Here is a 12988-nt window from a genome sequence, read left to right on the forward strand (position 1 = left end):
GTCGAAGTCACTGGCGCCACAGTGAGATGTAAAGAGATGAACGTCTTGGATGGTGACAGCACACGGCCCGGACCCCCTCGTTCTCACTCGAACGGAGGATCCGGGCCGTGTGGTGGGACTACTGCGGCTCGGGCGGTTCAGGCCCCGGTTACAGCTTGGTCCATGCCTCGGTGAGCACCGAGCGCAGGATCGCTTCGATCTCGTCGAAGGTGCCCTGGTCGGCGATCAGCGGCGGCGCGAGCTGGATGACCGGGTCACCGCGGTCGTCGGCCCGGCAGTACAGGCCGTTCTCGAAGAGCGCCTTGGAGAGGAAGCCGTAGAGCACGCGCTCCGTCTCCTCGTCCGTGAAGGACTCCTTGGTGACCTTGTCCTTGACGAGCTCGATGCCGTAGAAGTAGCCGTTGCCGCGGACGTCGCCGACGATCGGCAGGTCGTGCAGCTTCTCCAGCGTGGTGCGGAAGGCGTCCTCGTTGTTCAGCACGTGCTGATTGAGGCCTTCCTTGTCGAAGATGTCGAGGTTGGCGATCGCCACCGCCGAGGACACCGGGTGTCCGCCGAAGGTGTAGCCGTGGAGGAAGGTGTTCTCGCCCTTGTAGAACGGCTCCGCGATGCGGTCCGAGACGATGCAGGCACCGATCGGGGAGTAGCCCGAGGTCATGCCCTTGGCGCAGGTGATCATGTCCGGCACGTAGCCGAACTTGTCACAGGCGAACATCGTGCCGAGGCGGCCGAAGGCGCAGATCGTCTCGTCGGAGACGAGCAGCACGTCGTACTCGTCGCAGATCTCGCGGACGCGCTGGAAGTACCCGGGCGGCGGCGGGAAGCAGCCACCGGCGTTCTGCACCGGCTCCAGGAAGACGGCGGCGACGGTGTCGGCGCCCTCGAAGAGGATCTCCTGCTCGATCTGGTCGGCGCACCAGCGGCCGAAGGCCTCCGGGTCGTCGCCGTAGATCGGGGCGCGGTAGATGTTGGTGTTCGGCACCTTGTGCGCGCCGGGCACCAGCGGCTCGAAGGGGGCCTTCAGGGCCGGCAGGCCCGTGATGGACAGGGCGCCCTGCGGGGTGCCGTGATAGGCGACCGCACGCGAGATGACCTTGTACTTCGTGTGCTTGCCCTGCAGCTTGTAGAACTGCTTGGCGAGCTTCCAGGCGGTCTCGACGGCCTCGCCGCCACCGGTGGTGAAGAAGACCTTGTTCAGGTCGCCCGGGGCGTAGTTCGCGAGGCGCTCGGCGAGTTCCACGGCCTTGGGGTGGGCGTACGACCACACCGGGAAGAAGGCGAGCTGCTGAGCCTGGTTGTAGGCGACCTCGGCCAGTTCCTTGCGGCCGTGACCCGCGTTGACCACGAACAGTCCGGCGAGACCGTCGAGGTAGCGCTTGCCCTTGTCGTCGAAGATGTAGGTGCCCTCACCACGCACGATGGTGGGGACGGGGGCGTTCTCGTACGACGACATGCGGGTGAAGTGCATCCACAGGTGGTCGTATGCGGTCTTGGAGAGGTCCTGGCTCACGGGCTATCGAGTTCCCCACATGTAGGTCTGCTTCTTCAGCTTCAGATAAACGAAGCTTTCGGTTGATCGCACGCCGGGGAGCGTGCGGATCTTCTTGTTGATCGTTTCGAGCAGGTGGTCGTCGTCCTCGCAGACGATCTCCACCATCAGGTCGAACGAACCTGCGGTCATGACCACGTACTCGCACTCGGCCATGGCGGTCAGCGCGTCGGCCACCGGGTCGAGGTCGCCCTCGACGTTGATGCCGACCATGGCCTGGCGTCGCAGGCCCACGGTGAGCGGGTCGGTGACGGCGACGATCTGCATGACGCCCTGGTCGAGCAGCTTCTGCACGCGCTGGCGCACAGCGGCTTCGGAAAGGCCCACGGCCTTGCCGATCGAGGCGTAGGGACGGCGACCGTCCTCCTGCAGTTGCTCGATGATCGCCAGGGACACAGCATCGACCGAAGGGGACGGTTGTCTGTTCCTGGAATCTGCGCTTCGACTGACCACGACCTCACTGTGCACGAGGGTCGTCTGTTCCGCAAGACGGAATCGATGAAATCCGTTGTTTGGGAACTCCGATGTCACTGATTTCGTAGTTGGTGGCGTCTGGGTCTGTCGAAAGCCTCTGCCGAGAGGCTAGGCTTGGTATTCGTCTCAATCGTTGGACATGTGATCAGGAGTGTGGCTGTAGTGACCACCGAACTGCGTCGTCTGCGCAACTACATCGGCGGGGAGTTCAAGGACGCCGCCGACGGGCGGACCACCGAGGTGGTCAACCCGGCCACCGGCGAGGCGTACGCCACCGCCCCGCTCTCGGCCCAGGCCGATGTGGACGCCGCCATGGCCGCCGCCGCGGCCGCCTTCCCGGGCTGGCGCGACACCACCCCCGCGGAGCGCCAGAAGGCCCTGCTGAAGATCGCGGACGCCTTCGAGGCGCGCGCGGACGAGCTCGTCGCCGCCGAGTCGGAGAACACCGGCAAGCCGCTGGGCCTCACCGCCAGCGAGGAGCTGCCCCCGATGGTGGACCAGATCCGCTTCTTCGCGGGTGCCGCACGGCTCCTGGAGGGCCGCTCGGCCGGCGAGTACATGGAGGGGATGACCTCGATCATCCGCCGTGAGCCGGTCGGCGTATGTGCCCAGGTCGCGCCGTGGAACTACCCGATGATGATGGCCGTGTGGAAGTTCGCCCCGGCCATCGCGGCGGGCAACACCGTCGTGCTCAAGCCCTCCGACACCACCCCGGCCTCCACCGTCCTGATGGCGGAGATCATCGACTCGGTGCTGCCCAAGGGCGTCTTCAACGTCATCTGCGGCGACCGCGAGACCGGCAAGGCCATGGTCGAGCACTCCACCCCGGCGATGGCTTCCATCACCGGCTCGGTGCGCGCGGGCATGCAGGTCGCCGAGAGCGCCTCCAAGGACGTCAAGCGCGTCCACCTGGAGCTCGGCGGCAAGGCCCCGGTCGTGGTCTTCGAGGACGCCGACATCGCCAAGGCCGTCGAGGACATCGCGGTCGCCGGGTACTTCAACGCCGGCCAGGACTGCACCGCCGCCACCCGCGTGCTCGTGCACGAGTCGATCCACGACGAGTTCGTGGCCGCGCTCGCCAAGGCCGCGTCCGACACGAAGACCGGCCAGCCGGACGACGAGGACGTGCTGTACGGGCCGCTCAACAACCCGAACCAGCTCAAGCAGGTCGCGGGCTTCATCGAGCGCCTCCCCGCCCACGCCAAGGTCGAGGCGGGTGGCCACCAGGTCGGCGAGAAGGGCTACTTCTACGCCCCCACCGTGGTCTCCGGCCTCAAGCAGGACGACGAGATCATCCAGAACGAGGTCTTCGGCCCCGTCATCACCGTCCAGTCCTTCGCGAGCGAGGGCCAGGCCCTGGAGTACGCGAACGGCGTCGAGTTCGCCCTCGCCTCCTCCGTGTGGACCAAGGACCACGGCCGCGCGATGCGGATGTCCAAGAACCTCGACTTCGGCTGCGTGTGGATCAACACCCACATTCCGCTCGTCGCCGAGATGCCGCACGGCGGTTTCAAGAAGTCCGGCTACGGCAAGGACCTCTCCGCCTACGGCTTCGAGGACTACACGCGCATCAAGCACGTGATGACCTCGCTCGACGGCTGACGGGCCGCATCGATCACAGCACAGCTTTGACGGGGCGGGCAGTAGACAACATGTCTATTGCCCGCCCCCTCGCGTTCGCCGAGGCTGTGCCCATGCCTGAACTCGCCTTCTCCCGCCGTTCTGCGCTGTACGGCCTCGGTGCCGCGGGCCTCGCGGCCGCCCTCGCCGGCTGCGGCGTGCCCGCCGCCTACGTCCCCGAGGAGGGGCGCCAGGGCCCGGACCGCTCGGAGCGGGACCGCAGTGTCACGTTCTCCAACTGGCCGCTCTACATCGACACCGACGAGGAGGACGAGGAGCGCCGCCCGACGCTGGAGGCCTTCTCGGAGCGGACCGGCATCGAGGTCCGGTACACCGAGGAGATCAACGACAACGACGAGTTCTTCGGCAAGGTCAGCCCGGCCCTGATGAACCGCCAGGAGACCGGCCACGACCTGATCGTGGTCAGCGACTGGATGGCCGCCCGCTTCGTCCACCTGGGCTGGGCCCAGAAGCTGGACCGCTCGCTCCAGCCCAACGTGGCCCGCCACCTCGACCCGCAACTGCGTTCCCCCGCCTTCGACGAGGGCCGGCTGCACACCGTCCCCTGGCAGTCGGGGATCACCGGCATCGCCTACAACCGCAAGGCCCTGGGCCGCGAGATCAAGTCGGTCAAGGACCTGTGGCAGCCGGACCTGGCGGGCAAGGTCACCCTTTTCTCCGGCCTCGACGAGTCCTTCGCCCTGCTCATGCAGGGCGAGGGCGTGGACGTCACCCGCTGGACCGAGTCCGACTTCCACCGGATGTGCGACCAGGTCGAGAGCATGGTGAAGAAGAAGCACATCCGCCGCTTCACCGGCAACGACTACACCTCCGATCTGAGCAAGGGCGATGTCCTCGCCTGCCAGGCCTACTCCGGTGACGCCATCCAGCTCCAGGCCGACAACCCGGACATCGAGTTCGTCGTCCCGGAGGAGGGGGCCGAACTCTGGGCCGAGAGCCTGCTCGTCCCCAACCTGGCCCGGCACAAGGCCAATGCCGAGGCCCTCATCGACCACTACTACGCGCCCGAGGTGGCCGCCTCGCTCGCCGCCTCCGTCAACTACGTCTGCCCGGTCCCGGCCGCCCGGGAGGTACTGGCCGCCTCCGCGGACCAGGAGACCGCCGAACTGGCCGAGAACCCGCTGATCTTCCCCGACGACGACATGCGCAAGCGGCTGGTCGTGGCCCGGGACATCTCCTCGGCCGAGCGCCGGTCCCTCGCCAGGCGCTGGAACGCGATCGTCGGCCTCTGACCGCACACCCGGAGGCGAATATTGAACACGTTCAGCAATTTGGCTGAACGTGTTCAGAAATGGGCGTAGGCTTCCTTCCATGAGCGAGAGAAGCGCCCTCCAGCGGCGTATCCGTGCCTGGTTGACCCTGTTCCTGATCTGCCTCGTGCTCAGCGGCCTCACGGCCTTCCCCCTGGTCAGCGAGCTCCGCTGGGCCAACGCCCTCATCGACAACGAGTGGCTGCGACGCGTGGGCGACGGGCTGGACCGGGCCGACGCCGACTACCCCTTCCTCCTCTACGGAACCGACTGGCTCGCCTTCGCCCACCTCGTCATCGCCGTCTTCTTCTACGGGGTCCACCGCGACCCGGTCCGCAACATATGGATCGTCGAAGCCGGCATGATCGCCTGCGCCGGAGTGATCCCGCTGGCCCTGATATGCGGACCGATCCGGGGCATTCCCATCTGGTGGAGCGTCATCGACATGTCGTTCGGCGTCTTCGGGGTGATCCCCTTGCTGGTGCTCCGCAGCATGATCAAGCGACTTGAAGCGATGCCCGCCTGATGCCTACTCGGCGAAGGCCGCCATCACGACGCCCAGGACCACCGGGTTCATGTCCTCGCCCTTGGCGTTGGTGGAGTTGACCGAGTAGACCAGCGTGCGGGACAGGTCCCGGGTCGCGCCCATGCCGGTGGTGTACCCGTGCCGGCCACCGGACTTGCCCCACAGCACCGTGCCGTCCGGCAGGGTGACCCTGGACATACCCGCGGTCATCGTGGCGGCCTCCCCGCTGCCGAAGGTCTTCACCGTCGGCACCGTGAACATCTCTTCCAGCTGGGCCGCCGGTACGACCCGCCCGCTGAACAGGGCCTTGGTGAACCGCTCCAGATCGGCCGTGGTCGAGATGATGTCCCCCGCCGCCCAGCGGTCCGAGGAATTCCACTCGGTCACGTCGCGCAGCTCCCGGGAGCCGTCCGCTCCGGCTATGGCCTGGTACCCCCGGTTGTGCGGACCGTGGATCCTCGTCTGCGTCCGGGACGGGAACGAGGTCTGGTGCAGACCGAGCGGCCACAGGATCCGCCGGCCGACCGCCTCCTCGTACGAGGTGCCCGTCACCTTCTCGACGAGCACACCCAGCAAGGTGTAGTTGATGTTCAGATAGTGCTGGGCCGAGCCCGGGGCGAACTCCCGCTCCTTCGCGAGGGCATTGACCAGCTGGTCGTGCGGGTCGGTCACATCGAAGCGGTGCTCCCACTGCGCCTCGAACGAGTCGCCGGGGCCGTCCGCCGCCGGTATGCCGCTCGTGTGGTTGAGCAACTGCCGCACGGTGACCGCGCCGTAGGCATCGGGGACGGTCCCGGGCAGGTACCGCCGGACCGGCCGGTCGAGGTCCACCCGGCCCTCGGCCGCCAGCTGGAGGACCGCCGCCGCGGTGAAGGTCTTGGTCACCGACCCCGCCCGGAACCTCCCCCGGTCGAGGGCCGCCCGCCCGCTGACGGTGTCCGCGACCCCGGAACTGCCCTGCCAGCTGCCGCTCGTACCCCCGACGCGGACCAGCGCGGCGGTCGCGTCCTTGTGGTCCGCCCCGAGGCCGGCAATCGCCCGCTCCAAGGCCGCCGCATTCGGCGGGGCCGGAGCGAGGGGCGCCGAGACGCCCGCCGTGCCCCCCGCCGGCGCGGAAACCGAAGCGGCGTGCGCGACGGCCGGACCGGACATGATCCCCAGGACCAGGGCTGCTGCGATCAGCGTGCGCGTACGTGTGTTCATGGTGGTGTGCTCCCCCGGTGAGGTCATCGGCGCCGTCTGCCCCGATGACCTCAATGCTCCAGGTCGGAGGGGTAGTTGCGGATCACCATCCAGAGGGGTCTTCACCGGTACGACAACTAACCGGCGCGGGGGAGGCGACACGCCGTCGCCTCACTCCCCGGAGGGAGTACCCGCCGCGATCAGGCCCGTCTCGTACGCGCAGATCACCGCCTGGATCCGGTCCCGCAGCCCCAGCTTCGCCAGCACGTTCCCCACGTGCGACTTCACCGTGTGCTCACTCACCACCAGCGCCGCCGCGATCTCCGCGTTCGACAGGCCCCGCCCCAGATGCAGCAGCGTCTCCCGCTCCCGCGCGGTCAGCACCTCCAGCCGGTCCGCCGTCAGCCCGGCCCGCACCGCGGCTCCCGTCACCGCCGTGTACTCCTCGATCAGCCGCCGCGCCACCGAAGGCGCCAGCAGCGACTCGCCCGCCGCCACCACCCGCACCGCGTGCACCAGGTCGTCCCGCCGCACGTCCTTCAGCAGGAACCCGCTCGCCCCCGCGTGCAGCGCCTCGTACACGTACTCGTCCGAGTCGAAGGTCGTGAGCATCACCGTGCGGCACGCGCTCCCGGCCGAAATCGCCCGGCAGGCCTCGATCCCGTCCAGCACCGGCATCCGGATGTCCAGCAGCGCCACGTCCGGAGCGAGCCGGGCCACCGCCTCCACCGCCGCCGCGCCGTCCCCGACCTCCGCCACGACCTCGATGTCCTCCTGGACGTCCAGGATCATCGCGAAGCCGCTGCGCACCAGCTCCTGGTCGTCGGCCACCACCACACGGATCGTCAATTCCCCACCTCCAGCGGCGAGGTTACAAGGGACACCCGCACCGAGTACCCGACCCCGTCCGGCCCCGGGCCGCATTCGGCGGTCCCGCCGTGGGCCGCCGCCCGCTCGCGGACGCCGATCAGCCCGTGCCCGCCCGAGCCACCCCCGGGCCCCCGGCCGTCGTCCGTGACCGTCACCGTGAGCGTCCCCGGTCCGTACGCGAGCGTCACGTCCACCGCGGCGGCCCCGGCGTGCTTGACCACATTGGTCAGGGCTTCCTGCACCACCCGGTACACGGTCGCCTCCAAGGCGGCCGGCAGCTCGCGCACCGCGCCGGTCCGTTCGCAGGACACCCGCAGCCCGCTGGCCCGCACCCGGTCCACCAGCTCCGTCAGTCCGGAGACCCCCGGCTGCGGGCTCCGGGGCGCGGCTTCGTCGGTGCGCAGCACCCCCAGCATCGCGCGCAGCTGCGCCATCGCGTCCCGCCCCGTCTCCGCGATCGCCTCGAAGGCCGCTTCGGCCCGCTCCGGGGCCCTGCGCACGGCCACCGGTCCGGCCTCCGCCTGCACGATCATGATGCTGACCGCGTGCGAGAGGATGTCGTGCATCTCCCGCGCGATCCTGGCCCGTTCACGTGCGGCAGCCTGCTCCGCCTCGATCCGGTTGGCCCGTTCCAGCTCGGCGGCGCGAGCCAGGGCGGCCTCGGTGTAGGCCTGCCGCGCGTGCTGGAGCCGGCCGAGGGCGTAGGCCGCCGCCGAGACGAAGAGCGTGAACAGCAGTTCCCGCGCCGTCCCCGTCTCCCGGCCCACCGACAGGGCCACCACCAGCACGGTGGCCAGCCCCACGGCCGCCCGCACCCGCGGGGCGCACTGCAGGGCGACCGTGTAGAAGGCGATGAGGCCCGCGTACGGCAGCGGCTGCCCCGGCCCGTCGACGGTGACCTTGTAGATCCCCCCGACGGCCAGGATCGCCGCCAGTACCGCCACCGGTGCCCGGCGCCGCCAGATCAGGGGCAGCACGCCGGCCGTGGTCATCGCGTACGAGAGCCAGGTCACGGGCGGGAGATCGGGCGACCGGGGCACGACGAACGGCATCGTGACGGCCAGCTGCACCAGCAGGGTCAGGCCCAGGTCCTGCCACCGCGGATCGGCACCGCGGATGCCCTCCCCGAAGGCCCGTATCACCGCCCGAGCCCGGCCCGTACCGCCGTCAGCGCGTCCAGCCGGTTCGTGGTGATCGAGTCGACCCCCGCCGCGACCAGGCACTTCATCGTCCGCTTGGTGTCCGCGGTCCAGGCCGACACCAGCAGGCCGTCCCGGTGGAGCGCGTCCACCAGCTCCCGGCTCACCAGCCCGAAGCGGTAGTTGAGCCAGCGCGGCGCCAGGGCGTCGATCAGCGACCGGCGCGGCGGCGACAGCGAGGTCCAGGTCAGCGCGATCTCCGCGCCCGGATCGGCGGCCCGGACCGCCAGCATCGTGTTCGGCCCCGCGCAGTAGTACGTCCGCTCGCGCGCCCCGCACTCGCGGACCTCGCCCACGACGATGCGCACCGCTTCGGGCGTGGCGCCGGGCAGGTCGAGCATCAGCCGGCCCGGCCCGGCGGCCGCCAGGGCGTCGCGCAGCGTGGGAACGCCGCCCAGCGTCAGCCCCTTCAGCTGCGGGGCCGTGACCTCGTCGAGGCGTACGTCGTGGCCCCACAGCCGCTGGAGCGTCTCGTCGTGGAGGAGGACCGGCACCCCGTCCCGGGTCAGCCGTACGTCGATCTCGACGGCGTCCGCCCCGCGCGCGAAGGCGGAGCTGATCGAGGCCAGGGTGTTCTCACGGACACGGTAGGGATCGCCGCGGTGGCCGACGGCAGTCAGAGTGCTCATGTCCCCATTCTCGGGGGAGCAGTTGCCCGGGCCGCGTCAGCGCGCGAGCCATTCGGCGGTGTACGTGTCGATCTCCGCGTTCAGCTTCGCCTTGCCGGCCGGATCCAGGAAGGAGGCCTCGACGGCGTTCTTGGCGAGCTGCGCGAGCCCGCGCTCGTCGAGGTCGAGGAGGCGGGCGGCCACCGCGTACTCATTGTTCAGGTCGGAGCCGAACATCGGCGGGTCGTCGCTGTTGATGGTCACGAGCACGCCCGCCGCCACCATCTCCTTGACGGGGTGCCGGTCGAGGTCGGTCACCGCGCGGGTCGCGATGTTGGAGGTCGGGCAGACCTCCAGCGCGATGCGGTGCTCGGCGAGGTAGGCGAGCAGCTCCGGGTCCTGCGTGGCGCTGGTGCCGTGGCCGATGCGCTCGGCGCCGAGCTCGCGGATGGCGTCCCAGATCGTCTCCGGGCCGGTGGTCTCGCCGGCGTGCGGGACGCTGCGCAGGCCGGCGGCGCGGGCGGCGTCGAAGTACGGCTTGAACTGCGGGCGCGGGACGCCGATCTCGGGTCCGCCGAGGCCGAAGGAGACCAGGCCCTCGGGGCGGTGGTCGACGGCGAGCCGGGCGGTCTCGGCGGCGGCCTCCAGGCCGGCCTCGCCGGGGATGTCGAAGCACCAGCGCAGGATGACGCCGAGTTCGGTCTCGGCGGCCCGGCGGGCGTCCTCGATGGCCTCCATGAAGGCCTTCTCGTCGATGCCGCGACGGGTGGAGGAGTACGGGGTGATGGTCAGCTCGGCGTAGCGGATGTTCTGCCGGGCCATGTCGCGGGCGACTTCGAAGGTGAGGGTGCGCACGTCGTCCGGGGTGCGGACCAGGTCGACCACCGACAGGTAGACCTCGATGAAGTGCGCGAAGTCGGTGAAGGTGAAGTAATCGGCGAGGGCCTCCGGATCGGTGGGGACCTTCGAGTCGGGGTGCCGGGAGGCGAGCTCGGCCACGATGCGCGGGGATGCCGAGCCGACGTGGTGGACGTGGAGTTCGGCCTTGGGCAGCCCCGCGATGAAGGGGTGCAGGTCGGTCATGGGGTGTCTCCAGGAGGACGCGGGTGCGGGCAGGTCGGGATTCATCGTAGGCACGCCCGTGACTGTCGGTGGCAGCGCTTAGCATGGCTGTACGAGAGGGGGGCGCCGTATGACCGACAGCAGTCCCGAGCCGCGAGACCCGTGGGCACCGCTGGAGCGGCCGCCGGTGGAGCCGGGCAAGCCGCAGGGCGGACAGGGGACGCCGGGCGTGTCGGGCCCGCAGTCCGTGCACGACCAGCCGACGCTCGCCGGGATGCCGGACGACCGGTTCACCCCGGCCGCGCCGACCCCGACCCCGATACCGGCTGCGATACCGACGCCGACCCCGCCCCCGATGACCGGGCCGCCCGCGTCCGCGGCGTACGGGTACCCGGCCCAGCCCGGCTACGGATACCCCGGCGACGCCGGGTACCCCGGGCAGCCCGGCCACCCGGGACATCCCGGATACCAGGCATATCCGGGCCAGAGCGCGTACCCGCCCTACGGCGTGCAGCGCAGCAACGGCTTCGGCATCACCGCGCTCGTCCTCGGGATCCTCGCGGTCGTCGGCTGCATCACGAGCTTCTTCGCGCTGGCGCTCGGGATAGCGGCCGTCGTCTTCGGCGTCCTGGGCCGCGGCAAGGCGAACCGGGGCGAGGCGGACAACGGCGGGATGGCGCTCGCCGGGATCATCCTGGGCGCGATCGGCATCGTGCTGGGCGCCGTGGTGATCGCGATCGTGTTCGCGGGTTTCATGGAGCGGGGGTCCTTCGACGACTCGCCCTACGACAGCCCCTACGACAACTCCCAGGTGCGCGAGAAGGTCTGACCGGGGCGCCTCAGGAGCCCCACGGCCAGTCGGCGTCACGACCGGACTCGATCAGGGACACCATGCGGAAGGCCGCGTCGGTGAGCCCGCCGAAGGCGTGCCGGTTCGCGGTACCGGAAGGCGCGTGTCCGACCCGGTAGCCGGCCAGGTTCCAGGTGTAGACCGGGACCGTGGGCGGTACCTCGGCCGTCGGATCGCCGTCGTGGCCGTACGAGGCCGCCTGCTCGTCGGTGACGATCAACACCCGGTCGTGACCGTCGTAGTGCTCCTTCACCGCCTTGGCCGTGTAGGTCCCGCCGAGGTCCCCGAACCGCTCCAGCACCTTCAGCACCGACTCGCCGCGGCCGTACCGGACCGCCTCGCTGGTCGTACCGAACTGCACCAGATCGGCCTGTTCGGCCCGCAGCGCCAGCGCCGTTCCGAAGACGGCCGCGGCGTCCGCCCGGTTGAGCTCGGAGCGGTCCGACAGCCGGGACCACATCGACCCGGACCGGTCGACGAGGACCAGGGTCCGGCCCGGCAGCGCCGGTACGTTGGCCAGCGAGTGGCCGAGTGCCTGCTCCAGCGGGTACGACCAGCGCAGCGAGGGCGCGTGCCGATGGGCGGCGAGGTAGCGGAAGGGGAACTGCCGGGACCGGGCGACGACCTCCGGGTCGGAGATCCTCGCCGCGACCTGAGCGGCCACCTCGTCCGAGACTCCGGCCCGGTCGAAGTTGCGCAGGTTGCGCAGGAGCGCCATGGCACCCATGGAGGGGATGACCGCCTCCCAGGCGGCCGCGTCCATCGGCCCCTGCAGCCAACCGGCGAGCGACTCCCAGGTCATGCCCGCCGCCGCGAGCCGCTCGGCCCCGTCCGGGGCGAGGACCAGGGCATGCCGTTCGGCTACCGGCAGCTCCATCAGCGCCCGGTGGGCGACCAGGGTGCGGTTGCCCGCCGGGACCCGCGCGTCCTGCGGATTGTGCCTGCGGTCGAGGGCGTGGCGGAACAGCTCGCCCTGCCAGGGCTTGGCCGGGTCGGGGGAGGCGTGGACGAGGTTGAGGACGTCGCCGAAGCGGTAGGCCTTGGAGTCGGTGTCGTACTTCAGGAGCGAGCCGGCGGAGTAGAGCCGGCGCACGGCGTCGGCGATCCCGCGCTTGACGGGTTTGGGCACGTTGCGCCCGTATGCCGCCGTCCAGTAGGCCAGCAGTTCACCGGGTTCGTCCGCGCGCTGAAGCACGGAGTCGACCACCTGACGGTTCGAAGGCTCGTCGGTGGCGCCCGCGTCGAGCCGCGCCTTCACGTACTCGGCGGCGCCGACCAGTGCGGCGGTCCGCATGTTCGCGTCGCCGCGGAGCCAGCCCAGCAGGCTGGCCGTCCAGGCGGGATCCTCCACCGCGAGGGTGCGCACGAGCGCCGCGAACCGGTCGTCGCGCTCCTGGCCGCCCTCGTAGGCGGTCCGCTGCGTCACGAAGTTGGCGACGGCGAGCAGGAACAGCTCGGAGCGCGGGTCGCGCAGGTGGCCCGGGCCGCCCTGGGCGGTGCGGGCGGGGCCGGTGGAGCGTACCGGCGAAGTGGCCGCGGTGAGCGCCGGCTTGGGCGCGCTGGTTGAAGCGAGCCATGAGAATCCCCCCGAATTCGATGGAAGAGGGGGAGGCGTTGCGTGAGGGGTGCCCGAGATCGGGAGTCGGCGGCGGACTTTATGCCCGACGAGCTGCCCGGCTGCTCCACCGGCCCGTTCCCTTGCGGGTGACGAGCCGGGTGGGATTCGAACCCACGACCTCCGGGTCCCCAGAAGTAACCGTCGCCTGCGCACCGGGCA

12 protein-coding genes are annotated in these 12988 nt (G+C 70.2%); 4 read left to right on the forward strand and 8 right to left on the reverse strand.

Annotation, left to right across the window (positions count from 1 at the left end; genetic code table 11):
• Window positions 1-148: 148 nt before the first annotated feature.
• Entirely contained in the window at window positions 149-1510 is a 1362-nt protein-coding gene (locus ACXNSR_RS27865; protein WP_458638122.1) for an aspartate aminotransferase family protein, read from the reverse strand.
• A gap of 3 nt (window positions 1511-1513) precedes the next feature.
• Window positions 1514-2017 carry an Lrp/AsnC family transcriptional regulator gene (locus ACXNSR_RS27870; protein ID WP_007266859.1) on the reverse strand — a complete coding sequence of 168 codons (504 nt, stop codon included), beginning with the start codon at window positions 2015-2017 and terminating at the stop codon, window positions 1514-1516.
• Window positions 2018-2185: 168 nt separating this feature from the next.
• On the opposite strand from ACXNSR_RS27870, the gene ACXNSR_RS27875 reads away from it, so the two are divergent.
• From ACXNSR_RS27875 to ACXNSR_RS27885, 3 genes are all read left to right on the forward strand, one after another.
• Complete coding sequence (locus tag ACXNSR_RS27875; protein ID WP_458638123.1) at window positions 2186-3625, forward strand: gamma-aminobutyraldehyde dehydrogenase; 1440 nt, start codon at window positions 2186-2188, stop codon at window positions 3623-3625.
• 92 nt (window positions 3626-3717) lie between these two features.
• Window positions 3718-4896: a polyamine ABC transporter substrate-binding protein gene (locus ACXNSR_RS27880; RefSeq protein WP_458638124.1), complete on the forward strand. Its 1179-nt coding sequence runs from the start codon at window positions 3718-3720 to the stop codon at window positions 4894-4896.
• A 79-nt stretch (window positions 4897-4975) separates the two neighbouring features.
• Entirely contained in the window at window positions 4976-5440 is a 465-nt protein-coding gene (locus ACXNSR_RS27885) for a hypothetical protein (RefSeq protein ID WP_458638125.1), read from the forward strand.
• Window positions 5441-5443: 3 nt separating this feature from the next.
• Here the strand turns inward: ACXNSR_RS27885 and ACXNSR_RS27890 are convergent, their stop codons facing one another.
• The 5 genes from ACXNSR_RS27890 to ACXNSR_RS27910 all read right to left on the reverse strand — a co-directional run bounded on the left by ACXNSR_RS27890 (window position 5444) and on the right by ACXNSR_RS27910 (window position 10382).
• Window positions 5444-6643, reverse strand: a complete 1200-nt coding sequence (locus ACXNSR_RS27890; RefSeq protein WP_458638126.1) for a serine hydrolase domain-containing protein — start codon at window positions 6641-6643, stop codon at window positions 5444-5446.
• Between the two features lie 150 nt (window positions 6644-6793).
• On the reverse strand, window positions 6794-7471 hold the full coding sequence (locus ACXNSR_RS27895; RefSeq protein WP_458638127.1) for a response regulator: 678 nt from the start codon (window positions 7469-7471) through the stop codon (window positions 6794-6796).
• Window positions 7468-8634, reverse strand: a complete 1167-nt coding sequence (locus ACXNSR_RS27900) for a sensor histidine kinase (RefSeq protein ID WP_458638128.1) — start codon at window positions 8632-8634, stop codon at window positions 7468-7470. The genes ACXNSR_RS27895 and ACXNSR_RS27900 overlap by 4 nt, the downstream gene beginning before the upstream one ends.
• Entirely contained in the window at window positions 8631-9320 is a 690-nt protein-coding gene (locus ACXNSR_RS27905) for a glycerophosphodiester phosphodiesterase (protein ID WP_458638129.1), read from the reverse strand. The genes ACXNSR_RS27900 and ACXNSR_RS27905 overlap by 4 nt, the downstream gene beginning before the upstream one ends.
• A gap of 36 nt (window positions 9321-9356) precedes the next feature.
• Window positions 9357-10382 (reverse strand): adenosine deaminase, encoded by a 1026-nt coding sequence (locus ACXNSR_RS27910; protein ID WP_458638130.1) that lies wholly within the window; start codon window positions 10380-10382, stop codon window positions 9357-9359.
• Between the two features lie 109 nt (window positions 10383-10491).
• Between ACXNSR_RS27910 and ACXNSR_RS27915 the strand changes: the two genes are divergently transcribed.
• A complete protein-coding gene (locus ACXNSR_RS27915; protein WP_458638131.1) occupies window positions 10492-11190 on the forward strand; it encodes a DUF4190 domain-containing protein in 699 nt (232 codons plus the stop codon).
• Between the two features lie 10 nt (window positions 11191-11200).
• On the opposite strand, the gene ACXNSR_RS27920 is transcribed toward ACXNSR_RS27915, so the two are convergent.
• Complete coding sequence (locus ACXNSR_RS27920; RefSeq protein WP_458643412.1) at window positions 11201-12685, reverse strand: vWA domain-containing protein; 1485 nt, start codon at window positions 12683-12685, stop codon at window positions 11201-11203.
• Between the last annotated feature and the right edge of the window lie 303 nt (window positions 12686-12988).

Source organism: Streptomyces sp. NC-S4 (assembly GCF_054353315.1).

Excerpts from the sequence above, each read along its gene's own strand:
- ACXNSR_RS27880 (WP_458638124.1), top strand. The coding sequence starts at position 3,718 with ATGCCTGAACTCGCCTTCTCCCGCCGTTCTGCGCTGTACGGCCTCGGT.
- ACXNSR_RS27885 (WP_458638125.1), top strand. The coding sequence starts at position 4,976 with ATGAGCGAGAGAAGCGCCCTCCAGCGGCGTATCCGTGCCTGGTTGACC.
- ACXNSR_RS27890 (WP_458638126.1), bottom strand. The coding sequence starts at position 6,643 with ATGAACACACGTACGCGCACGCTGATCGCAGCAGCCCTGGTCCTGGGG.
- ACXNSR_RS27905 (WP_458638129.1), bottom strand. The coding sequence starts at position 9,320 with ATGAGCACTCTGACTGCCGTCGGCCACCGCGGCGATCCCTACCGTGTC.
- ACXNSR_RS27910 (WP_458638130.1), bottom strand. The coding sequence starts at position 10,382 with ATGACCGACCTGCACCCCTTCATCGCGGGGCTGCCCAAGGCCGAACTC.
- ACXNSR_RS27915 (WP_458638131.1), top strand. The coding sequence starts at position 10,492 with ATGACCGACAGCAGTCCCGAGCCGCGAGACCCGTGGGCACCGCTGGAG.